Here is a 22,402-nt window from a genome sequence, read left to right on the forward strand (position 1 = left end):
GGGTCTCCACCCCCGGGGCCGGGGCCGGGCCGCCCCCGCCCCCGCGCGGCGCCGGGGGGGTCCCCCCCGCCCCCCGCCCCCGCCGTCGTTCAGCGGACGAACAGCGGCTCACCGGGCGGTACGGGGGCCTGCGGCGGCAGCAGCGCCAGGTCCAGACCACGCACCAGCCGGGCGCGCAGGGTCTCGTCCGACGCCAGGGCCTCGGCGACGCGGCGGGCGGCGGCCGGGGCCTGCGCGTCGGCGGCCAGCACGAGCGCGAGGGTGCCGTCGGCGTCCGCGCCGCCCGGGCCGAGGTGGGCGCGCAGGACGGCCGGCTCGGCGGACACCGCGGCCCGTACGGCTTCCCGTACGGCGGGATCGGCCAGCGGGCCCGCGTCCGTACGGCCCTCCGCCAGCGCGAGCAGCGCGGAGCCGGTCAACTGGTAGGTGACCGGGCCGGCCAGGTCCAGGACCAGGGTGTCGGCCTTCTCGTGCGCGGCGGCCGCCAGGGCCTGGTGCAGCGGGACGGCCACCGGCCGGGCCGCCGGGTCCCACAGCGCGAGCGAGGCGGTCGAGGTGAAGGCCGGCAGCGCCCGCCGGTCCCCCGCCCGCAGGGTCGGGACTGCCATGTCGCTGGTCTTCTCACGCGACAGACCCGTCTCGGGGTCCGTCTCGACCTCGCCGAGGACGGCGACGACAGGGACCAGCAGGCGGGCGCCCCTGAGGGCGGCCAGCACCTCCGGCTCCTTCGCCCTGTCCTCGGCCCAGGCGGCGAGGGCCGCGCTCAGCCGGGGGTCGGCGGAGCCGTCGTCGTCGGAGAAACCGGGGTCGGGAATGTTCTTGTTCGCCATGTTCGCCACAGTTACCCGACCCTACTGTGCCGCTCGCGGGGCCCGGTGCCGGGTGCCCCGCCGCGGGCGCCGTGCCAGTACGCCGGCCAGTGCGAGCAGCGCCGCCCCCGCGACCGCCGCCGCCGGAGCCCCCAGGCGTGCGGTCCGCTGGGGCGGGCGGACCGGCTCGGGGCCGGGGCCGAAGTACACGCTCCCGGCCAGGGCCGGCGCGGGCACCGGAGCCTGCGGTCGCAGCGCCTCCGCGGCCTGGAGCGCGGCGACGGGGTCCACCATCCCGTGCCCGCGGGCGTCGTCGCGGCCGCCGCGGGGGGCGTCGGAGGCGGTGTCCTCCAGCAGCTTCTTGATCTGAGCCGGGGACAGGTCCGGGTGCGCGGCCTTGACCAGGGCCACGGCGCCGGAGACGAAGGCCGCGGCGGCGCTGGTGCCCCAGCCCTCGTAGTACGACCGGTCGGGATCGGCGATGACGACGTCGACGCCGGGGGCGCTGACGGTGGCGTACCAGTTCCGGGTGGAGAAGGCCGCCTTCTTGCCGCGGCGGTCGACGGCGGTGACCGCGATGACCCCGGGGTAGGCGGCCGGATAGGAGGCGCGGTCGCCCGCTTCGCCGCCGTTGCCCGCGGAGGCGACGACGACCACACCCTTGGCGAGGGCGTACTGGACGGCCTCGTCCTCACCGGCCTCGTGGTGGGCGGAGTCGCTGTCGTCGCCCAGGGACAGGTTGATCACGTCGGCGCCGTGGTCGGCCGCCCAGCGGATGCCCTCGGCGAGGGCCCCGCCCTTGCTGTCGCGGGCCTGGGCGCGGCCCGGGTCGCCCTCCTCCAGGATCACCCGGACCGGCAGGATCCGGGCCTGGGGGGCGATGCCGAGCACGCCTTGGCCGCGGTGGGTGCCGTGGCCGTGACCGGCGATGATGCCCGCCATGGCGGTGCCGTGACGGGCCCAGGCGCGGTCGCCGCGACCGGCGCCCATGCCGATGAGGTCGGTGCCGTCGAGGACCTGCCCGGCGAGGTCGGGGTGGGTGTGGTCGACCCCGGTGTCGAGGACGGCGACGGTGACGCCGTCGCCCCGGGTGATGCCCCAGGCCTCCTCGGCGCGCAGGGCGGTGAGGCCCCACTGCCGGTCCCGGATGGCGTCCGCGGCGGCCGGGGGCGCGGTGGCGCCGGCGAGGACGGCGGCGAGTGCGAGGGCGACGGCCGTCCGGCCTCTGCTCATCGGGCGGGCTCCGGGGCGGGCAGGGCGGCTGGGGCGGGCGGGGCCGAAGCGGCGGAGGCGGCCGACGGGACCGCGAGGGCCCGTACGGCGCGTTCGAGGCGGTCGGCGACGCCCTTCGCCTCGTGGCCGAGGCCCGCCTGGGCCGCGGCTCCGGTGGCGTCCTTCTTCAGCAGGTCCCCGGCCGGGCGGGCATCGTCCAGGGCGCGGCCGTCGGCGAAGGCGGAGACCGCGTACACGACGACGGGCGCCTCGGGCAGGACGGACGCGGTCCAGGCGGCGCGCTGGGCGTCGGCGAAACCGTACGCGGGCGGGGCGGTCAGGCGGCCCGTCAGCGCGGCCATGGCGGGGGCGTCGGCGGGGGTGAACACCATGCCGGCGGTGATCAGGGAGCTGCGGGTGGCGTCGGTGTAGGTGGCGCGGAGCACCCGTGTGCAGCCGGTGGGGGCGAGCAGGGTCTGCCAGTCGGGGGCGAGCGCGGCCGCGCAGTCGGCATCGGGCGCCAGCGCGATCCGGGTCCAGGTGCGGTCGGCGCCGCCGGGGCCGGCCGCGGGTCCGGCCAGGACGGGCGGGAAGAGGTGGTCCACGGGGGTGGCCCGCCACAGGGACTCGGCCTTGCGGTAGGCGGCGTCCGCGGCCGGCGGGCGGTGCGCGGCGCGGTGCTCGGCCCAGGTGCCGACCCCGGCCCCGGCGAGGAGACCCGTACCGAGCAAGGCCGACAGCACGGCGCCGAGGACCCGTACGGGCCGCCGGCGCGGGGGCGGGGGCGGATCGGGCTCGCCCAGGACCGCGCTGTGCGGTGTCGACGTGGTCATCCGGCGGCTCCGCCCCCCGTTCCGTACGGCTGCCTGTGCGTACTCTACGGTCCCGCCGCCTGCCCCCGTGCCCTGCCCGACCCGGGGCGCACGGGGAGGCGCCGCGCCCCGGTGCGGTGGCCGGCCCAGCCCCAACCGCCCGTGCCGCCCGGATCCAGGGCGCACCGCGGGACTCTCCGGACGGCCCAGCCCCAAGGCCCCGAACCGCCCGGGTCCCAGCGGCTGCGGGACGGACACCGGCCGTGGGGCCCAGCCGTCTCGGGCTCGGCCGGCGGGCCTCAGGGGCGGACTGCCAGCGGCTCCGGCGGGCCCGGGCGCGGAGACCGGCCCGGGGTTGCCCGGTGGGTACGCGGCCGGGGAAGAAAGGGGCGGACCGACGGGGGCGGGTCCCCTGGCGGGGCGGCGGCCGCGGGGGCCTACCCACCGGTAGAGGCGTCTGGCAAGCTGCCGCCCATGAACTCCCCCGCCGCCGACCGCGCCCGGTACGACCGGGCGACCGCGCACCTCGACGCGCCGCTGGCCATCGTGGATCTCGACGCGTTCGACGCCAACGCCGACGACCTCGTGCGCCGGGCCGGCGGCAAGCCCGTCCGCGTCGCCAGCAAGTCCGTCCGCTGCCGCGTCCTGCTCGAACGCGTACTCGCCCGGCCGGGGTTCGCCGGAATCATGTCGTACACGCTCGCCGAGTCGCTCTGGCTCGCCCGTTCCGGGTTCGAGGACGTGCTGCTCGCCTATCCGTCGGCCGACCGCGCCGGCTTCGCCGAGCTCGCCGCCGACCCCAAACTCGCCGCCGCGGTCGCCGTCATGGTCGACGACCCCGCCCAGCTGGAGCTCATCGACCGCTCGCGGGACGGCGGCGCGCAGGAGATACGGGTCTGCCTGGAACTGGACACCGCCCTGCACCTCTTCGGCGGCAGGGTGCGGGTCGGCGCCCGGCGTTCACCGCTGCGCGAGCCCGAGCAGTTGGCCGCGCTGGCCCGTACGGTCACTGCCCGGCCCGGCTTCCGGGTGGTGGGGCTCATGGCGTACGAGGGCCATGTCGCCGGTGTCGGGGACGCGCTGGCCGGGCGCCCGCTGCGCTCGCGCGCCATCCGGCTCATGCAGAGCGCGGCCCGCAAGGAGCTCGCCGCCCGCCGCGCCGAGGCCGTACGCGCCGTCCGCGCGGTCGTCCCGGATCTGGAGTTCGTCAACGGCGGCGGCACCGGCAGCGTGCAGCAGACCGCCGCGGAGGACGCCGTCACGGAGATCGCCGCCGGCTCGGGTCTCTACGTACCGCGGTTGTTCGACAACTACACCTCGTTCCGTGGGCGTCCGGCCGCCCTCTTCGCGCAGCCCGTGGTGAGGCGGCCCGGCGTCGGCGTGGTCACCGTCCTCGGCGGCGGCTATCCCGCCTCCGGCGCCGCCGGGACCGACCGGCTGCCCGTCCCGTATCTGCCGGAAGGCCTGCGCTACGACTCCCAGGAGGGCGCGGGCGAGGTGCAGACCCCGCTGCTCGGCAGCCCGGCCGACGATCTTCTGATCGGGGACCGGGTGTGGTTCCGCCACGCCAAGGCGGGCGAACTGTGCGAGCGCTTCGACGCCTTGCACCTGATCGAGGGGGACCGCGTGACGGCCACCGCCCCGACGTACCGGGGCGAGGGCCGTACCTTCCTCTAGCCGACGGGACGGCGGGACGACGAAACGGCTAGTAGACCGAGTCCGTCTGGTCCGGGACGACGCTCCCGTCGGTCCGGCGGACGGGGCCGGCCGTGCCGTCGTGGTCGACGTATCCCGTGGTCGCGCACGGGTAGGGCGTGGCCTTCCGGGTCTTGGGTTCGATGAACATCGGGTTCACGATCCACCGGCCGTCGCTGTTGTCGTACGCCCGGCACATCAGCTCGTTCTTGTTGCGGTTCACGACGAGACGCAGGGCGGTGGCGTCGCGCAGGAACGAGATGTCCGTGTCGGAGTCGCCCGCGGCGAACACCTGCCGTCGGACGGGCGGCTGGACCTTCTCGGCGGCCGCGCCCCGCACGCCGAAGACCTCCTTGTTGATCCAGCAGCGCTTGCCGTCGATGTACGTGATCATCGTGTCGGCGCCGTCCTTCACCGATCCGCAGCCCTGCAGGCGCGCGGTGAACTTCCCGCCGCGCGAGGTCACGTTGCGGATGCCGATGACGTGGTCCGCGTCGATGCCGACCTCCTCGGCCCACACCTCCACGACCGGCTGCGGCGAAGCGGAGCTGATCCAGACGTCGAAGCCGGCCTGGCGCAGCGCGCGGATCAGGTCCTTCTGCTGGTCGTAGTAGCGGACCCAGCCGGTGGCGGTACCGCTGCCGACCCGCTGCGCGGTGCCGACGGGTGCGGCGAGGTTCTCCGTGCGGGCGGCCGCCGCGAAGCCGCGGATCTCGCGGGCGGTCCAGCCCTGCATCAGCTGCGGTAGCCAGGCGTAGCCGGGGTCGGTCGTACGGCGGTCCCAGCCCGTGAAGGCGGCTGCGCCGGCCGTGGTCGCGGCCGTGCCGTAGACGGCGTTGATCTCGTCCGCGCAGCGATCGCCCTCGGCCGTACGGGTCCCCGTGGGCAGCGGGGCGCCGGGGCGGGCGAGCGGGCCGCAGGCTTCGGACAGTGCCCCGGCGGCCGCCGGGGTGAGGAAACGGCTGGTGGTGGTCCAGTCCCCGCCTGCGGGCTGGCGGATCTTCCCGTTGCGCAGGAGCCAGTACATGGTGGCGTCGCCGACGTCGTTCTTGACGACGGTGTTGTCCCAGTCGAAGACGGCGACGGGCTTGGGGCGGCGGTGCCGGTCGGGGCCGCAGGTGCCGTAGTCGTCGATGAGCTGCTGGAGCCGGCCCTGGTTGTCCCCGTACCAGCCCGTGCCGAGCTGCGGGGTCGTGCAGGAAGCGCCGGGCCCGGCCGCCCGGGCTGCGGGCGCGCCGACGACGAGGGTGCCGGCGGCTATCGCGACGGCGGCGCCGGCGGCCTGGAGCCGTCGCGCGGTGCTGAGCCGGATCACTGTGAACACTCCTGTCTTACGGCGGCCGGGCGTCGTGCGACGCCCGGCCACCGGGAGGGTGCGGTCCAGGTGCGGGGAGGGGAAAGGAAGGGAGCGAGCGGGTGCTCTACGGCGCGGTGCTCTACAGCGGGGTCACGTACGCGCCGGAGATGCCGCCGTCGACGACGAAGTCGGCGGCGTTGACGAAGGAGGAGTCGTCGCTGGCGAGGAAGGCGACGGCGGCGGCGATCTCCTCGGCCTCGGCGAAGCGGCCCACCGGGATGTGCACGAGGCGGCGGGCGGCCCGCTCCGGGTCGCTGGCGAAGAGCTCTTGGAGCAGCGGGGTGTTGACCGGCCCCGGGCACAGCGCGTTGACCCGGATGCCCTCGCGGGCGAACTGGACGCCCAGTTCGCGGGACATGGCCAGTACGCCGCCCTTGGAGGCGGTGTAGGAGATCTGGGAGGTGGCGGCGCCCATGAGGGCCACGAAGGAGGCCGTGTTGATGATGGAGCCGCGGCCCTGGCGCTGCATGTAGGGCAGGGCCGCCTTGCAGCAGAGGTAGACGGAGGTGAGGTTGACGTTCTGGACCCGCTTCCAGGCGTCGAGCTCGGTGAGGAGGATCGAGTCGTCGTCCGCGGGCGAGATGCCCGCGTTGTTGAAGGCGATGTCGACGGAGCCGTAGGTGTCGAAGGCGGTCTTGAAGAGGGCGTCGACCTGCTCCTTGTCGGTGACGTCGACCTTGACGTAGGTGCCGCCGACTTCCTCGGCGGCGGCCTTGCCCGCGACCTCGTCGATGTCGCCGCAGACGATGTGTGCCCCCTCCGAGGCCAGGCGGCGGGCGGCGGCGAGCCCGATGCCGCTGCCGGCTCCGGTGATGACGGCGGTGCGGCCGACCAGGCGGCGGCAGACGATCTCTTCGGTGCGGTCGGTCATGGTGGTTCAGGCCTCCGTGCTGATGAAGACGTTCTTGGTCTCGGTGAAAGCGGTGAGGGCGTCGGGTCCGAGCTCGCGGCCGAGTCCGGACTGCTTGTAGCCGCCGAAGGGGGTCCAGTAGCGGACGCTGCTGTGGGAGTTGACGGACAGGTTGCCCGCGGCGACGGCGCGCGAGACGCGCAGCGCCCGGCCGATGTCGCGGGTCCAGAGTGAGCCGGAGAGGCCGTACTCGGTCGCGTTGGCCAGACGTACGGCGTCCTCCTCGTCCTCGAAGGGCAGGACGACGGCTACGGGGCCGAAGACCTCCTCGGCGGCCACGGGCGCCGTGGGGGCGACGTCCGTGACGAGGGTCGGCGGGTACCAGAAACCGGGGCCCTCGGGGGCGGTGCCGCGGATGGCGGCGAGATCGTCGGTGACGTAGGACCGTACGCGTTCCAGCTGGGTCCGCGAGATCAGCGGTCCCATCTGGGTCTTCTCGTCGGCCGGGTCGCCCACGACCACGCTCTCGATGCCCGGGGCGAGCAGTTCCAGGAACCGGTCGTACACCGAGCGCTGTACGAGGATCCGGGTGCGGGCGCAGCAGTCCTGGCCGGTGTTGTCGAGGAAGGCCATGGGCGCGGCGGCGGCCGCCGCCTCGATGTCGGCGTCGGCGAAGACGATGTTGGGGCTCTTGCCGCCCAGTTCGAGGGTGACGCGCTTCACCCGGTCCGCGCACTTGGCCATGATCTGCTTGCCGACCCGGGTGGAGCCGGTGAAGACGATCTTGGCCACGCCGGGGTGCTCGACCAGCGCGTCGCCCGCGACGGCCCCGCGGCCGGGGAGCACCTGGAAGAGGTGCTCGGGGATCCCGGCTTCGAGGGCGAGTTCGGCGAGGCGCAGTGCGGTGAGGGGGGTGGTCTCGGCGGGCTTGAGGATGACGGCGTTGCCGGCGGCGAGGGCGGGTGCCAGGCCCCAGGCGGCGATCGGCATGGGGAAGTTCCAGGGCGCGATCACGCCGATGACGCCGAGGGGTTCGAGGAAGGTGACGTCGATGCCGCCGGCGACGGGGATCTGGCGGCCGGAGAGCCGTTCCACTCCCCCGGCGGCGAAGTCGAGGAGGTCGCGTACGTTGCCGGCTTCCCAGCGGGCGTTCCCGATGGTGTGGCCGGCTTCGCGGACCTCCAGCTGGGCCAGTTCCTCGATGTGTCCGTCGACGACCGCGGCGAAGCGGCGCAGCAGGCGGGCCCGGTCGGCGGGGGCGGCCGCGGCCCATGCGCGCTGGGCCGCGGTGGCCCGTACGACGGCGGCGTCGACATCGTCCCGTGTGGCGGCCGGGACGATGGCGACGGTTTCCTCGGTGGCCGGATTCAGGACTTCCAGCACATCGGACACGTGGTGCCTCACAGACTTTCGGTTCGGTGCGGTGCGGTGCGATGCGGTGTGGTGCCGTGCGATGCGATGCGATGCGGTGCCGTGTGGTGCCGGTCGGTCGGTCGGTCGGCGGGCCCGTCCGGGCTTACAGGCGCTCGAAGGACCGGCGCAGTTCCCAGTCGGTCACCGCGGAGTCGTAGGCGTCGAGTTCCACGCGGGCCATGTTGCGGTAGTGGGCGACCACTTCGGGGCCGAAGGCCGCCTTGGCGATCTCGCTGTTCTCCCAGAGCTCGGCGGCCTCGCGCAGGGTGGTGGGGACGTGCGCGTAGTCGGCGGTGTAGGCGTTGCCCGCACAGGCCTCGGGGAGCTCCAGGCGGTGCTCGACGCCGTAGAGCCCGGCCGCGACCAGGCCGGCCACGGCGAGGTAGGGGTTGACGTCGCCGCCGGGGAGGCGGTTCTCGAAGCGCATGGAGCGGCCGTGGCCGACCACGCGCAGGGCGCAGGTCCGGTTGTCGACGCCCCAGGCGACGGCGGTCGGCGCGAAGGATCCCGGGCGGAAACGCTTGTACGAATTGATGTTGGGGGCGTAGAGAAGGGAGAAGTCGCGCAGCGCCGCCAGCTGGCCGGCCAGGAAGTGTCGCATCAGGGGTGACATTCCGCCGGGAGCGTCCGGGTCGTCCCCGGCCATGGCGTTGCGTCCGTCGGCGTCGTTCAGCGAGAGGTGGATGTGGCAGGAGTTGCCTTCGCGCGCGTCGAACTTGGCCATGAAGGTGAGCGAGACACCCTCCTGGGCGGCGATCTCCTTCGCCCCCGTCTTGTAGACGGCATGCTGGTCACAGGTGGTCAGCGCCTCGTCGTAGCGGAAGACGATCTCGTGCTGACCGAGGTTGCACTCCCCCTTGGCGGACTCCACGACCAGGCCCGCGGCTTGCATCTCGTTGCGGATGCGGCGCAGCAGGGGCTCGACGCGGCCCGTGCCGAGGATGGAGTAGTCGGTGTTGTACTGGTTGGCGGGGGTCAGGCCGCGGTAGTCGGCGTCCCAGGCCTGCTCGTAGGTGTCCTGGAAGACCATGAACTCCAGCTCGGTGCCGACCATCGCGGTGTAGCCGTGCTCGGCGAGGCGCTCCAGCTGGCGGCGCAGGATCTGCCGGGGTGCGGCGGGGACGGGCGAGCCGTCGCTCCAGGCGAGGTCGGCCAGGACGAAGGCGCTGCCGGGGCTCCAGGGGATGCGGCGCAGGGTGGCGAGGTCGGGGTGCATGGCGAAGTCGCCGTAACCCCGGTCCCAGGAGGACATCTCGTATCCGTCGACGGTGTTCATCTCGGTGTCGACGGCCAGGAGGTAGTTGCAGCCCTCGGTGCCGTGGGCGAGGACCTCGTCGAGGAAGAACTGTGCGGCGAACCGCTTGCCCTGGAGCCGTCCTTGCATGTCGGGGAAGGCCAGGACGACTGTGTCGATCTCACCGCTGGCGACGAGAGCACGGAGCTCCTCGGTCGCGAGCGGCGGCTTGCGGTCTACCACGGGAATCTCTCCTTCGGTGAGCCGAGGAGGCCTAAGGTATTGAATAGAACCATTGCTTGGGAAGGGGAGGGGGCGAGATGACCCACACGGCGAGTGAAGACGATGCCGTCGCGCGGCTGAATCCCGTACTGCGACAGGTACGGGCGGGCAACGGTTTCGAGGAGGCGCTGGAGCAGATCCTCCAGGTGGTCCGGCTGGGACTGGTGCCGGGCGGCGAACGGCTGCCGCCCGAGCGGGAGCTGGCGGAGCGCATGGGGATCAGCCGGGTCACGCTGCGCGAGGTGCTGAAGGTACTGCAGGACCAGGGCCTGGTGGAGGCCCGGCGCGGGCGGTACGGCGGAACGTTCGTGCTGTCGCGGCCCGATACCCCGGCCGGCGGCGTCGAGGAGGAGCTGCGCCGGCGTGTCGCGGGCGTGGACATCGAGGACGTCCTGCGGTTCCGCGAGGTCCTGGAGGTGGGCGCGGCCGGACTGTGCGCCGCCCAGGGGCTGACCGAGGACGGCACCGAGCGGCTCCTCGGCGCGCTGGCCGCCACCCACGACGCCCCGCTCGCCGACTACCGCCGCCAGGACACCCTCTTCCACCTCGCCCTGTGCGAACTCGCCGGCTCGGCCACCCTGACGGCCCAGTACGCGGCCGTCCGGGCCACCGTGAACGACCTGCTCGACTGCATCCCGCTGCTCGTGCGCAACCTGGAGCATTCGCAGCAGCAGCACACCGCACTGGTGGAGGCGGTGCTGGAGCGGGACGCGGCCGGGGCGCGCGAGACGATGCGCGAGCACTGCTGCGGCACGGCGGCGCTGCTGCGGGGGTTCCTGGCCTGAGGCGGCCCCGCGCGAGCGGCGGGCCTGGGCGGATCCGAGCGGCGAATTCCGCCTCCTGCGGGGCCGGAGAGGTTTTCGTAACCCCCGTTTAACGCAGAGGTCTTGCGCGGCCCACTCCCTTACCGCAAAGGTACGCCCCACAACCATTGCCCTAGGCAGGAGCGCACATGGCCGACGACACCGAGGCCCGGCTGACAGCCGTGCCCGAACCCCCCACCTTCCGCAAAGGCGACGGCTACCTGCAGCGCCGCACGCTGCGCCGCGGCAGCGCCGGCTGGCTGCTGCTCACCGGACTCGGCGTCGCGTACGTCGTCTCCGGGGACTTCTCCGGATGGAACGTCGGTCTCAAGGAGGGCGGTTTCGGCGGCCTCGCCATCGCCACCGTCCTGATGGGCGCGATGTACGCCTGCCTGGTCTTCTCCCTCGCGGAACTGTCCGCGATCCTGCCGACCGCGGGCGGCGGCTACGGCTTCGCCCGGCGGGCGCTCGGCACCTGGGGCGGCTTCCTCACCGGCACCGCGATCCTGATCGAGTACATCCTCGCGCCGGCCGCGATCGCCATCTTCATCGGCGACTACGTCGAATCCCTGCGGCTCTTCGGCCTCAGCTCCGGCTGGCCGGTCTACCTCGCCTGCTTCGCGGTCTTCATCGGCATCCACCTCTGGGGCGTCGGCGAGGCCCTGCGCTTCTCCCTCGTCGTCACCGCCATAGCCGTCGCGGCGCTGCTGGTCTTCGCGGTCGGTGCCTTCACCGAGTTCGACGCGGCCAACCTCGACGACATCGCCGTCGACCCCACCGCCTTCGGCTCCAACTCCTGGCTGCCGATGGGCCTCCTCGGCATCTGGGCGGCCTTCCCCTTCGGCATGTGGTTCTTCCTCGGCGTGGAGGGGGTACCGCTCGCCGCCGAGGAGGCCAAGGATCCGGTCCGCTCGATGCCGCGCGCCCTGTCGATCTCCATGGGCATCCTCGTCCTCCTCGCGCTGATCACCTTCCTCGCCTCCACCGGCGCCCGCGGCGCCGACGTCCTCAAGGAGGCCGGAAACCCGCTGGTCGTCGCCCTGGAGGGCAACTCCGGCCTGTCGTGGCTGAAGACCTTCGTCAACTACGCCGGCCTCGCGGGCCTCGTGGCCTCCTTCTTCTCCCTCATCTACGCCGGTTCGCGCCAGCTGTTCGCCCTCTCGCGGGCGGGCTACCTGCCGCGCTTCCTCTCCCTCACCTCGAAGCGCAAGGCGCCGTACCTCGGCCTGCTGATCCCCGGCGCGATCGGCTTCGCGCTGGCCGCGGCCACCGGCAACGGGCCGCGCATGCTGAACATCGCGGTGTTCGGCGCGACCATCTCGTACGCCCTGATGGCCCTCTCGCACATCGTGCTGCGCCGCCGGGAGCCGGGCCTGGAGCGGCCCTACCGCACCCCGGGCGGCATCCTGACCTCCTCGGCGGCCCTCGTACTCGCCCTGTCGGCCCTGGTCGCCACCTTCCTGGTGGACCGGGACGCGGCATTCATCGCACTGGCCGTCTACGCCGTCGCCCTCGCCTACTTCGCGCTCTACAGTCGCCACCACCTCGTGGCCTCGGCGCCCGAGGAGGAGTTCGCGGCGCTGGCCGAAGCTGAGGCGGAACTGACCCGCGACTGAAATCCTGGCCCTGCCCCGTCGTCATGCCCCGCCGTCATGCCCCCGTTGCCTGCCCCTGGAGGTAAACCCGTGCCCAGGCCGCTCATCGGCATCACCACCTACGTGGAGGAATCCACCCGCTACGGCGTGTGGGACCTCCCGACGTCCCTCGTACCCGCCGGGTACTACGAACTCGTCCAGGCGGCGGGCGGCGCGGCCGTGCTGCTCCCGCCGGACGATTCCGGGACAGCGGCGGAAGTGCTGGGCCGGCTCGACGGCCTCGTCGTCGCGGGCGGCGCCGACGTGGACCCGGTCCACTACGGCGCCGCCCGCGACCCCCGTACGGGCCCCCCCGCGACGGTCCGCGACCACTGGGAGCTGTCCCTGATCGCCGCCGCTCTGGAGGCCGACCTGCCGGTGCTCGGCGTCTGCCGGGGCATGCAGGCGCTGAACGTCGCCCTGGGCGGCACCCTGATCCAGCACCTCGACGGCCACGCGGAGGGCCCCGGCGTCATGTCCTGGCACCCGGTCCTCCCGGTCCCGGGCACCCGGTACGCGGCGCTGGTCCCCGAGGAGGCGGAGGTCCCCACCTACCACCACCAGGCGGTCGACCGCCTGGGCCGCGGCCTGATCGCCTGCGCCCACGCCGTGGACGGCACGGTGGAGGCGATCGAACTCCCCGACCCCACCCGCTGGGTCATGGGCGTCCAGTGGCACCCGGAACGCGACAAGGACACCCGCGTGATGGCCTCGATGATCGAAGCGGCCCATGCGCGCAGGGCGCTCCCGGTGCCGTAACCGCTGCGCGGCGCCCGGCCGACGGAACACCGCCGCCCGGCAGGCGCCGGGCCCCGGCGCAGCCCCCGGCAGCGGCGCTGCTCAGGCCCCGCTCGGGCGCCGGGCCCGCGGCTAGTGCTGTGACCGGAAAGGTTCACCGGCCGCGACGCCCGGCACGGCAGCGAGGTGCGGTGCCGGGCAGCGCGGGCCCGGCAAGATCCGGAAGAGACGGCTCAGGCCGGGCGGCGGGTGAGCGACAGCAGGTCGCGCGCCGGGCCCGCCGGGCGGGAGCCCGTCGGCCAGACGGCCCGCAGTGCGCGGTCCAGCGCCGCACCGGCCACCGGTACCGCCACCAGCCGCCGCGCCGCCAGCTCGTCCCCCACCGCGAGCTCCGACAGGACGCACGGCCCGGCACCGCTCAGCGCCGCCGACTTCACCGCCGTGGTCGACGCCAGTTCCAGCAGCGGCGCCGCCAGCCCTCCGCACCCCGCCAGCGCGGCGTCCAGCACCTGCCGGGTCCCCGACCCGCGCTCCCGCAGGATCAGCGGGGTCGACGCCAGCTCCGCCGCCTTCACCCCGCGCGAGCGCCGCGCCCACGCGTGCCCCGGCGCCACCGCCACCACGAGGCGGTCCTGCGCGATCACCGCCGAGTCCAGTCCTTCGGGCACGGTCAGCCCCTCCACGAAGCCGAGGTCCGCCTCGTGCGCGAGGACCCGTTCGGCGACGTCCGCCGAGTTGCCGGCGTGCAGGGACACCGCCGTGTCGGGCCGCTGCCCGCGCAGGGCGATCAGCCACCCGGGCAGCAGGTACTCCGCGATGGTCATGCTGGCGGCCACCCGCAGCCGCGAGTCCCGCCGCCCCCGCAGCGCCTGCGCCCCCGCGTCGAAGGCCTCCGCCGCCTCCACGACCCGCCGCGCCCAGTCCGTGACCAGCGCGCCCTCCGCCGTCAGCGTCGATCCGCGCGGGGACCGGTCCACGAGGGCCACGCCGAGGCGGGTTTCCATCGCCCGGATCCGGCTGCTCGCCGCGGGCTGGGTGATGCCCAGCCACCGGGCCGCGCCGCTCAGGCTGCCGACCCGCGCGACCGCGAGCAGCAGTTCGAGCGCGCCCAGGTCCGGGACCCGGTGCGCCAGCGGAACCCACTCCTCATTCCCCATAACATCAGTTTATGGCCTCATAGGAGGATGACCTCTGCCGCCCGGTCCACCCCGGCAGGACGCTGGAGCCATGGCCACCACCATCCTGCGACCCCGCACCGGCTCCACCCGCACCACCGGGACCGCGCCCCGGGCCCACAAGGCCCTGCGCCACCTCGGCCCCAACTGGTACGCCTCCGTCATGGGCACGGCGATCATCGCCAACGCCGGTGCCACCCTCCCCTACCAGCTCCCCGGCCAGCGCGTGGCCTGCCAGCTCGTGTGGGCGCTGTCCGCCGCCGCGCTCGCCGTCCTGCTCACCGCCCGCGCCGGCCACTGGATCCACCACCGCGACCAGGCCCGCACCCACCTGCTGGACCCCACCGTGGCCCCGTTCTACGGCTGCCTCGCGATGGCGCTGCTGGCCGTCGGCGGCGGCACCCTCATCGTCGGCAAGGACCTCATCGGGACCGGCGCCGCCGTCGCCGGGGACGCCGTGCTCTTCACCGCCGGCACCGCGATCGGCCTGCTCACGGCCGTGGCAGTGCCTTACCTGATGGTGGTCCGCCACAAGGTCGAGGCCGCACAGGCCACCCCCGTCTGGCTCCTCCCCCTGGTCGCCCCGATGGTCTCGGCCGCACTCGGCCCGCTGCTGATACCCCACCTGCCCGAAGGCCGGCCCCGCGAGGCGATGCTCCTGGCCTGCTACGCCATGTTCGGCATCAGCCTGCTCGCCACCCTCCTCATGCTTCCCCTGATCTTCGGCCGGCTGATCGTGAGCGGCCCGCTCCCCCTGGCCCTCACCCCGACCCTCTTCCTGGTCCTCGGCCCCCTCGGTCAGTCCACCACCGCCGTCAACCAGCTCGCCGACATGGCCCCCCTGTCGATCGGCGCCCCGTACGCCGGCGCGCTCGGCGCCTTCGCCGTCGTCTACGGGGTTCCCGTGATGGGCTTCGCCCTGCTGTGGCTGGCTCTCGCCGCGGCCATGCTCGTGCGGGCGGCGCGCAGCGGCATGGGGTTCTCCATGACCTGGTGGGCCCTGACCTTCCCCGTCGGCACCTGCGTCACCGGCGCCGCCGGCCTGGCCCGCCACACCGGCCTGACCGCCTTCGCCTGGCTGGCCGCAGGCCTCTTCCTCGCCCTGGTGACCGCCTGGCTCCTGGCGGCGGCCCACACCCTGCGCGGCCTGTTCACCGGCCGTCTCCTGGCCGCGCCGCGCGCAGTGCCCGTGCCAGTACCACCGGGGCCTCGGCCAGCGAGGGCCCGTACCAGGTGAGGTGGCGCCCGCTGACCAGCGCGGCGGGAAGTCCGGGAAAGGCCTCCGGCCCGTCCTCGGCCGTGAAGCGGTACGGCTCGTCCGGAAGCACCACCAGCTCGCAGCCGGTGGCCGCGAGCTCCTCCACGGACACCCGCGGATACCGCTCCCGGTGCCCGGCGTACGCGTTGCGCACCCCCAGCCGGGCGAGCAGGTCCCCGGCGAAGGTGTCGCGGCCCAGAACCATCCACGGCCGCCGCCACACCGGTACGAACGCGGTGAGCGGGCCGAGGGGTTCCACCCGGGCCCACGCGGCCTCGGCTTCCGCCAGCCACCCCGGCCTCACCAGCCCCAGCGCCCCCACCAGCACCCGGTCCAGTTCCGCCACGGCCTGGGGCAGGTTCCGGATCTCGGTGACCAGCACCTCCACGCCCGCCGCCCGCAGCGCCGCCAGGTCCGGAGCCCGGTTCTCCTCTTCGTTGGCGATCACGAGGTCCGGGCGCAGCCCGACGATCCGCCGTACGTCGGGGTTCTTCGTCCCCCCGATCCGCACCGCATCCCCGAGATCCGGGGGATGCGCGCACCAGTCCGTCACTCCGACCAGCAGCCCCGGCGCGCTCACCGCCACCGCCTCGGTCAGCGACGGCACCAGCGAGACCACCCGCGGCATGCCGCTCAGTGCCCGGGCGACGGCGGCTCGGACGTCGCGTCGATGTGGTCGCCGACCGCGACGACCAAGAGCTTCGTGTCCTCCGTGACGGCCCGCCAGCGGTGCCGTACGCCTCCCGACAGGAACAGCGCGTCCCCGCTCTCCAGCCGGTACGCCCGCCCCTCCGCCTCCACCTGGCACGCGCCCGACACCACGTACATCAGCTCGTCATTGCGGTGCTGGTACTCGCGGCCCGCGTCCTGGTCCCCGGTGAATTCCAGCGCGTGCAGCTGGTGGTGCCCGCGTACGAGGGGCCGTACGCCCGGGACCGGCGTGAGCCCGGACTCGTCGCCGGCCCGTACGAGGTCCACCGTGCGCGCCGTGTCGGAGGCAGCCAGCAGCTCGACGGCCGTGGTCTCCAGCGCGTCCGCGACCCGCTCCAGGGACCGCATGCTGGGCCGGGCCCGCTCGTTCTCTATCTGACTCAGGAAGGGGACCGACAGGCCGCTGCGCGCCGATACCGCGGCAAGGGTGAGGTGCAGCGCGCGGCGCCGCTTGCGCACGGCCACGCCGACGCGAAGGGGCTCCTTGGCGTCGTGCTTCTTCTCGTCCGTGTCGTCCATGCCGGCCGCGTGGTCCTCGTGGTCCTTGTGATCCTTGTCGTCCAGGCCGTTCGTGCCGTCCCTGTCGTTCATGTCGGGGCTGCCCTCCCCTTGTCCGTCGCACATCGGTGTGCTGTAAGCACCTTACGCAGCAACCGCCTCAGGATTCGCGTGCACCAGTTCACCGCTCCCGGCGGCCTGGCGCATTCCCGTACGCCCGCGCCCACCGTCCGTACAGGCGGCCCCGTGGGCTCACGAGCGGGTTGCGGCATCATCGTCTCCGTGACGACACGACGCCTGATGCTCCTGGACACCTCCTCTCTCTACTACCGCGCCTACTTCGGTGTGCCGGACTCCGTGAAGGCCCCCGACGGCACCCCGGTCAACGCCGTCCGCGGGCTGCTGGACTTCATCGGACGGCTGGTGCAGGACCACCACCCGGACGATCTGGTGGCGTGCATGGACGCCGACTGGCGGCCCCACTGGAGAGTGGAGCTGATCCCCTCCTACAAGGCCCACCGCGTCGCGAAGGAGAACGAGAACGGGCCCGACGTGGAGGAGACCCCGGACACCCTCACTCCGCAGGTGCCGATCATCGAGACGGCGCTGGACGCCTTCGGCATCGCCCGTGTGGGCGTCGCCGGCTACGAGGCGGACGACGTGATCGGCACGCTCACCGCCCGCGCGACCGGCCCCGTGGACATCGTCACCGGCGACCGGGACCTGTACCAGCTGGTGGACGACGCCAGGCAGCGCCGGGTGCTCTACCCCCTCAAGGGCGTGGGCAGCCTCCAGGTGACGGACGAGGCGTGGCTGCGCGAGAAGTACGGGGTGGACGGCCCCGGGTACGCGGATCTGGCGCTGCTGCGGGGGGACCCGAGCGACGGCCTGCCCGGGGTCCCGGGCATCGGCGAGAAGACCGCGGCCAAGCTCCTGGAGGCGTACGGCGACCTCGCCGGGATCATGGCCGCCGTCGAAGACCCCAAGTCGAAGCTCACCCTCACCCAGCGCAAGCGCCTCAATGATTCCCGGCCGTATCTGGCGGTGGCGCCGAAGGTGGTCCAGGTGGCCGCGGACGTCCCGCTGCCGCCGTTCGACCCGGCGCTTCCGGCGGCCCCGGCGCAGCCGGAACTGGTCGCCGCCCTCGCCCACCGGTGGGGCCTCGGCGGGGCCGTGTCGCGCCTGAGCGGCGCGCTACTCCGATGAGGTGCTAACTTAGGTAATCCTAAGTTTCAGGGGAGTCAGGGGAGACGCCGTGGCAGAAGGACGCGCCCGCACAGTCGGCACCGCAGTCGTCGTACGCACGGAGCGGCTGACGCCGCACATGGTGCGGGTCGTGCTGGGCGGTGACGGCCTGGCGGGTTTCGGCGCCGGCGAGTTCACCGACCACTACATCAAGATTCTGTTTGCCCCGGAGGGCGTCAGCTACCCCGCGCCGTGGGACCTGGAGCGGATCCGCGGCCAGTACCCGCGCGAGCAGTGGCCGCGCCAGCGCGCGTACACCGTACGGGCGTGGGACCCCTCGCACCTGGAGCTGACCCTCGACTTCGTCGTCCACGGCGACGAAGGCCTGGCCGGCCCGTGGGCTGCGCGCGTCCAGCCGGGTGAAGTCGTACGCTTCCTCGGCCCGGGCGGCGCCTACGCCCCGGACCCGGCGGCCGGCTGGCACCTCTTGGTCGGCGACGAGAGCGCGCTTCCGGCGATCGCGGCGGCGATGGAGCGGATGCCGGCCGGCGCGGAGGTGCACGCCTTCGTGGAGATCGAGGGCCCGGACGACGAGCAGAAGTTCGCCACCCCCGACGGCGTGGTCCCGGTCTGGCTGCACCGCGGCGCCCGCCCGATCGGCGAGGCCCTGGTGGAAGTGGTCCAGGCCCTGGAATTCCCCTCCGGGGACGTCCACGCCTTCGTCCACGGCGAAGCGGGCTTCGTCAAGGAGCTCCGCCGCCACCTCCGCCTGGAACGCGGCATCCCGCGCGAACGCCTGTCGATCTCGGGCTACTGGCGCCTGGGCGAGACGGACGAGGGCTGGCGCGCGATCAAGCGCGACTGGAACGCGGCGGTCGAAGCCGAACAGGACCACGCGGCGGCCTGACCCCCCGCGCCCTCCGGGCCCCCGCCCCCGCGCGCCACACCCTCGACCCCGCCGGCACCCGAGCCGCACTCTCGACCCGTCGGCCATTGAGCCTCAGCCCCGGCACCGCCTGCGGCTCCCGCCCTCACCCCCCCTCACCCCCCTCACCCCGTGAGCCGCACCTTCAGCCCCGCCGGCGATGGAGGCGCACCCCAACCCCGCACGGCCTCCGGTTCCGCCCTCACCCGGGCGAGCCACACCCGCAGCCCCGCCGGCGATGGAGGCCCGGGGCCCGGGGCGGCGCCACGGAGCTCCCCGCCAGGTGGCGCCTCGCAGCGGTGGCCGGGGGAGCTCCCGGCGCGGGCCCGGAGCTCCCCGCCAGGTGGCGCCTCGCAGCGGTGGCCGGTGTGAGCTCCGGGCGTGGGCCTGGGCCGGAGCCCCAGCCGCGGCGCCGCATCCGTCCCGCCGCGCACCCCCGCCCGCCCGGCGGGACAATGACCCCATGCGTACGCTCCGCGCACTCGGCGCGGCCGGCGCCGCCGTCCTCCTCACCGCGACGGCGGCGACCGCGGGCACCGCGCCCACCGCCGCCCCCAGCCCACCCCCGGCCCCGAAGCCCCGCATCACGGACGCCCAGGTCGACAAGGCCGTCGCCCGCCTGGACGAGACCGTCACGGCGATGATGCGCCGCACCGGCGTCCCCGGCGTCTCCGTGGCCGTCGTCCACCAGGACGAGGTCGTCCACCTCAAGGGCTTCGGAGTCCGCAACACCGGTGAGCGAGCGCCGGGCACCCCCGCCACCCCCGCCACGCCCCCCACCCCCGCGGGAGCGGTCGGCCCCGACACCGTCTTCCAGATCGCCTCCCTCTCCAAGCCCGTCTCCTCCACCGTCGTGGCCGGCGCCCTCACCGACCCCGGCGCGTGGGACCGCCACACCACCCTCCCCGGGTTCTCCCTCAAGGACCCCTGGGTCACCGACCACGTCACCACCGCCGACCTCTTCTCCCACCGCAGCGGCCTCCCCGACCACGCCGGCGACCTCCTCGAAGACCTCGGCTACGACCAGTCGTACATCCTCGACCACCTCCGCCTCGATCCCCTCACCCCCTTCCGCGCGAGCTACGCCTACACCAACTTCGGCCTCACCGCGGCCGCGGAGGCCGTCGCCCGCGCCAAGGGCACCAGCTGGCAGAAGCTCAGCGCCGACACCCTGTTCAAGCCCGCCGGCATGACCCGTACCAGCACCGAGTTCTCCGCCTTCACGAAGGCCGAGGACCGGGCCGCCGGTCACGTCCGGAACCCCGACGGCACCTGGAGCCCCCGCTTCGTCCGCGACCCCGACGCCCAGGCCCCGGCCGGCGGGGTCAGTTCGACGGCCCGGGACATGTCCCGCTGGCTGCGGCTCCAGCTGGCCGAAGGCGTTCTCGACGGGCAGCGGATCATCCCCGCCGACACCCTCGCCCGCACCCACCAGCCGGAGATCGTGGCACAGCCGCCCTCCGGTCCCACCGCCCGCACCGGTTTCTACGGGCTCGGCTGGAACGTCTCCTACGACGACGCGGGCCGGCTCCGCCTCAGCCACTCCGGCGCCTTCGACCTGGGCGCCAACACCAACGTCACCATGCTCCCGCTGGAGGAGCTCGGCATCGTCGTCCTCACCAACGGCGCTCCCGTCGGCCTGGCCGACGCCGTCGCCCTCGACTTCTTCGACTTCGCCGAGCACGGCAAGGCCACCGCCGACTGGCTGGGGCTGACCGGCGGGCTCTACGCCCAGATGGAGGACGCGGGCCGCTCTCCCACCGACTACGCGCGCCCGCCCTCCGGCGCGAAGCCGGCCCAGGACGTCTCCGCGTACACGGGACGCTACGACAACCCGTACTACGGCGGACTCACGGTGACGGCGGACGACAAGAACGCGCTCACCCTCTCCCTCGGCCCGAAACCCCTGCGTTTCCCCCTCACCCACTACGACGGGGACACCTTCAGCTTCGAGACCACGGGCGAGAACGCCGTCGGCCGCACCGGGGTGACCTTCGCCGACGGCACGGTCCGCATCGAGTACCTCGACGCCAACCGCCTGGGAACTTTCACGAAGTCCTGATCACGGGCCGGGCAGGGGTGCCGGCGGGAGAGGGCCGCACGGCCCGCTCCCGGACGGGCATAGCCTGTTCCCGATGAGACGCAGAGCCGTGGCACCCCCCTCGCCCCTCCCCCAGCGCGCCGGTATCGACCCGGTGCGGCTGCGCCTGCCCCCGGACCCGGACGGGATGTGGCCGGACCTCGGCGGCTACCTCACCGCGCACTACGCGGGCGGCCCCGGCGCCGAGGCCATCGCCCGGCTGCTGAGCACCGGCCGGGTGCTCGGCTCCGGCGGGCGCGTCCTGCACGCCGGGGACCCGTACGAACCCGGTGCCTACGTGTGGTTCCACCGGGACCTCCCGGCCGAGCCGCCGGTGCCCTTCCCGATCCGCGTGGTGCACCGAGACCCGCACCTCCTGGTCGTGGACAAACCGCACTTCCTGGCGACCACCCCCCGCGGCAGCCACGTCACCCAGACCGCCCTGGCCCGGCTCCGCGAGGAGCTGGACGTGCCCGCCCTGAGCCCGGCGCACCGCCTGGACCGGCTCACGGCGGGTCTGGTGATGTTCAGCATCCGGCCCGCGGACCGCGGCGCGTACCAGCTGCTCTTCCAGCAGCGCCGGGTGCACAAGGAGTACGAGGCCCTCGCCCCCCACGACCCGGCGCTCGCCCTCCCGCGCACGGTCCGCAGCCGGATAGAGAAGACCCGCGGAGTCATCGCGGCGGCCGAGGTCCCGGGCGGTGAGCCGAATGCCGAGAGCCGGATCGAACTCGTCGGCGCCCGGGGCGGTTTGGGGCGCTACCGGCTGACTCCGCACACCGGCCGCACCCACCAGCTGCGGGTGCACATGAACAGCCTCGGCCTGCCCATCCTCGGCGATCCGGTGTATCCGCGGGTCACCGATCCCGCCCCGGACGACTACCGGCGCCCGCTCCAGCTCCTGGCCCGGGTCCTCGAGTTCACCGACCCGGTCACCGGCGCCGACCACCGCTTCGAAAGCGGCCTCACCCTCCAGGCCTGGCAGGACCGCGCGGCCTGGGAGACCGGCCCGGGCGTCCAGACCCTGTCCCGACCCTAGGACGCGCCGACGCCCGCGATCCGCAGCGCGGCGTCGGCGGTGGCGTGCGCGAACACTTTCACGGGCCGTGCGGGATCGGCGCGGTGGATCAGCATGACGCCTTCGATGAGCCCGAAGACGATATCGTTGCGCAGCTCCAGCCCGGCCTTGTCCCCGGCCAGTTCCGTGCCGACGGAGGTCCCGGCGAGCAATACGCGGTAGGCGTCCTTGAGTTCACCGCGCATCCGGCGGAAGCGCGTAAACCGCGCCCCTCCCACTTCGGGCAGCAGGTAGAGCGCGCCCAGGTTGTACGGCCCTCCGCACAGCAGCAGCACGTCGGAGCGGCACAGCTCCCACAGCCGCTCAGCGGCCGGCCGCCGGGCATCTGCGAGCAGCTTCCGGGCCAGCACCAGCGAGGGCGCGACCGTGGACTCCAGGAGTTCGGCGAGGAGTTCCTCCTTGCCGCCGAAGTAGTGGTACATCGTGGCCTGGCGCATTCCGGCCCGTTCGGCCACCGCCCGGGTGGTGGTCGCCGCGTATCCCTGGACGGTGAACAGCTCAGCCGCCGCGCAGAGGAGTTCCTCGCGCGGCGGCCTGTCACTCTGCGGTCTCAGCTGGTCGGCGCGTGGCCGACCGACCCGTCTCGGTCCATCATCTGCTGCCGCACTCATAGTCCGATCGTCGCACAGCGCACGCCGAACCGATCATGGCAA

The 22,402-nt window shown here is 73.9% G+C and carries 20 protein-coding genes; 9 read left to right on the top strand and 11 right to left on the bottom strand.

Annotation, left to right across the window (positions count from 1 at the left end):
* Nucleotides 1–89 precede the first annotated feature (89 nt).
* The 3 genes from ABZX75_RS30715 to ABZX75_RS30725 are packed head-to-tail and all read right to left on the bottom strand — an operon-like array spanning nt 90 to nt 2,854.
* Nucleotides 90–830: an SseB family protein gene (locus ABZX75_RS30715; RefSeq protein ID WP_355416269.1), complete on the bottom strand. Its 741-nt coding sequence runs from the start codon at nt 828–830 to the stop codon at nt 90–92.
* Nucleotides 831–851: 21 nt separating this feature from the next.
* Nucleotides 852–2,042 (bottom strand): type VII secretion-associated serine protease mycosin, encoded by a 1,191-nt coding sequence (gene mycP, locus ABZX75_RS30720; protein ID WP_355416271.1) that lies wholly within the window; start codon nt 2,040–2,042, stop codon nt 852–854.
* On the bottom strand, nt 2,039–2,854 hold the full coding sequence (locus tag ABZX75_RS30725) for a hypothetical protein (protein ID WP_355416273.1): 816 nt from the start codon (nt 2,852–2,854) through the stop codon (nt 2,039–2,041). Before ABZX75_RS30725 ends, mycP begins: the two co-directional genes overlap by 4 nt.
* Before the next feature lie 453 nt (nt 2,855–3,307).
* Here ABZX75_RS30725 and ABZX75_RS30730 point away from each other — a divergent pair, with 453 nt between their 5' ends.
* On the top strand, nt 3,308–4,510 hold the full coding sequence (locus ABZX75_RS30730; RefSeq protein ID WP_355416275.1) for an amino acid deaminase/aldolase: 1,203 nt from the start codon (nt 3,308–3,310) through the stop codon (nt 4,508–4,510).
* Between the two features lie 28 nt (nt 4,511–4,538).
* On the opposite strand, the gene ABZX75_RS30735 is transcribed toward ABZX75_RS30730, so the two are convergent.
* The 4 genes from ABZX75_RS30735 to ABZX75_RS30750 all read right to left on the bottom strand — a co-directional run bounded on the left by ABZX75_RS30735 (nt 4,539) and on the right by ABZX75_RS30750 (nt 9,625).
* On the bottom strand, nt 4,539–5,843 hold the full coding sequence (locus ABZX75_RS30735; protein ID WP_355416277.1) for a haloacid dehalogenase-like hydrolase: 1,305 nt from the start codon (nt 5,841–5,843) through the stop codon (nt 4,539–4,541).
* A gap of 121 nt (nt 5,844–5,964) precedes the next feature.
* Nucleotides 5,965–6,756, bottom strand: coding sequence for a 3-oxoacyl-ACP reductase (locus tag ABZX75_RS30740; protein WP_355416279.1), 792 nt, complete (start codon nt 6,754–6,756; stop codon nt 5,965–5,967).
* Between the two features lie 6 nt (nt 6,757–6,762).
* Nucleotides 6,763–8,127, bottom strand: coding sequence for an aldehyde dehydrogenase family protein (locus ABZX75_RS30745; RefSeq protein ID WP_355416281.1), 1,365 nt, complete (start codon nt 8,125–8,127; stop codon nt 6,763–6,765).
* A gap of 124 nt (nt 8,128–8,251) precedes the next feature.
* Complete coding sequence (locus tag ABZX75_RS30750; RefSeq protein ID WP_355416283.1) at nt 8,252–9,625, bottom strand: glutamine synthetase family protein; 1,374 nt, start codon at nt 9,623–9,625, stop codon at nt 8,252–8,254.
* A 77-nt stretch (nt 9,626–9,702) separates the two neighbouring features.
* On the opposite strand from ABZX75_RS30750, the gene ABZX75_RS30755 reads away from it, so the two are divergent.
* From ABZX75_RS30755 to ABZX75_RS30765, 3 genes are all read left to right on the top strand, one after another.
* Nucleotides 9,703–10,449 carry an FCD domain-containing protein gene (locus ABZX75_RS30755; protein ID WP_355416285.1) on the top strand — a complete coding sequence of 249 codons (747 nt, stop codon included), beginning with the start codon at nt 9,703–9,705 and terminating at the stop codon, nt 10,447–10,449.
* Between the two features lie 167 nt (nt 10,450–10,616).
* Nucleotides 10,617–12,083 carry an ethanolamine permease gene (gene eat / locus ABZX75_RS30760; RefSeq protein WP_355416288.1) on the top strand — a complete coding sequence of 489 codons (1,467 nt, stop codon included), beginning with the start codon at nt 10,617–10,619 and terminating at the stop codon, nt 12,081–12,083.
* A 69-nt stretch (nt 12,084–12,152) separates the two neighbouring features.
* The gene (locus ABZX75_RS30765) at nt 12,153–12,860 is read left to right on the top strand and encodes a gamma-glutamyl-gamma-aminobutyrate hydrolase family protein (protein WP_355416291.1); all 708 of its coding nucleotides are present in this window, start codon (nt 12,153–12,155) and stop codon (nt 12,858–12,860) included.
* Nucleotides 12,861–13,072: 212 nt separating this feature from the next.
* Here ABZX75_RS30765 and ABZX75_RS30770 read toward each other — a convergent pair whose 3' ends face one another.
* Nucleotides 13,073–13,996, bottom strand: a complete 924-nt coding sequence (locus ABZX75_RS30770) for a LysR family transcriptional regulator (protein WP_355416294.1) — start codon at nt 13,994–13,996, stop codon at nt 13,073–13,075.
* Nucleotides 13,997–14,066: 70 nt separating this feature from the next.
* Between ABZX75_RS30770 and ABZX75_RS30775 the strand changes: the two genes are divergently transcribed.
* On the top strand, nt 14,067–15,251 hold the full coding sequence (locus ABZX75_RS30775) for a TDT family transporter (protein WP_355416297.1): 1,185 nt from the start codon (nt 14,067–14,069) through the stop codon (nt 15,249–15,251).
* Here the strand turns inward: ABZX75_RS30775 and ABZX75_RS30780 are convergent.
* Nucleotides 15,166–15,900: a helical backbone metal receptor gene (locus ABZX75_RS30780; protein WP_355416300.1), complete on the bottom strand. Its 735-nt coding sequence runs from the start codon at nt 15,898–15,900 to the stop codon at nt 15,166–15,168. The genes ABZX75_RS30775 and ABZX75_RS30780 overlap by 86 nt on opposite strands.
* 5 nt (nt 15,901–15,905) lie before the next feature.
* Nucleotides 15,906–16,502, bottom strand: coding sequence for an XRE family transcriptional regulator (locus tag ABZX75_RS30785; RefSeq protein WP_355416389.1), 597 nt, complete (start codon nt 16,500–16,502; stop codon nt 15,906–15,908).
* Nucleotides 16,503–16,781: 279 nt separating this feature from the next.
* Here ABZX75_RS30785 and ABZX75_RS30790 point away from each other — a divergent pair, with 279 nt between their 5' ends.
* From ABZX75_RS30790 to ABZX75_RS30805, 4 genes are all read left to right on the top strand, one after another.
* Entirely contained in the window at nt 16,782–17,687 is a 906-nt protein-coding gene (locus ABZX75_RS30790) for a 5'-3' exonuclease (RefSeq protein WP_355416392.1), read from the top strand.
* Nucleotides 17,688–17,736: 49 nt separating this feature from the next.
* Nucleotides 17,737–18,573 carry a siderophore-interacting protein gene (locus tag ABZX75_RS30795; protein ID WP_355416303.1) on the top strand — a complete coding sequence of 279 codons (837 nt, stop codon included), beginning with the start codon at nt 17,737–17,739 and terminating at the stop codon, nt 18,571–18,573.
* A gap of 481 nt (nt 18,574–19,054) precedes the next feature.
* Nucleotides 19,055–20,653, top strand: a complete 1,599-nt coding sequence (locus ABZX75_RS30800; RefSeq protein ID WP_355416306.1) for a serine hydrolase — start codon at nt 19,055–19,057, stop codon at nt 20,651–20,653.
* A 73-nt stretch (nt 20,654–20,726) separates the two neighbouring features.
* Complete coding sequence (locus tag ABZX75_RS30805; RefSeq protein WP_355416308.1) at nt 20,727–21,710, top strand: RluA family pseudouridine synthase; 984 nt, start codon at nt 20,727–20,729, stop codon at nt 21,708–21,710.
* Here the strand turns inward: ABZX75_RS30805 and ABZX75_RS30810 are convergent.
* Complete coding sequence (locus tag ABZX75_RS30810; protein ID WP_355416311.1) at nt 21,707–22,360, bottom strand: helix-turn-helix domain-containing protein; 654 nt, start codon at nt 22,358–22,360, stop codon at nt 21,707–21,709. The genes ABZX75_RS30805 and ABZX75_RS30810 overlap by 4 nt on opposite strands.
* Nucleotides 22,361–22,402: the final 42 nt, after the last annotated feature.

This window comes from Streptomyces sp. NPDC003038 (genome assembly GCF_040611115.1).
Taxonomy (GTDB): domain Bacteria; phylum Actinomycetota; class Actinomycetes; order Streptomycetales; family Streptomycetaceae; genus Streptomyces.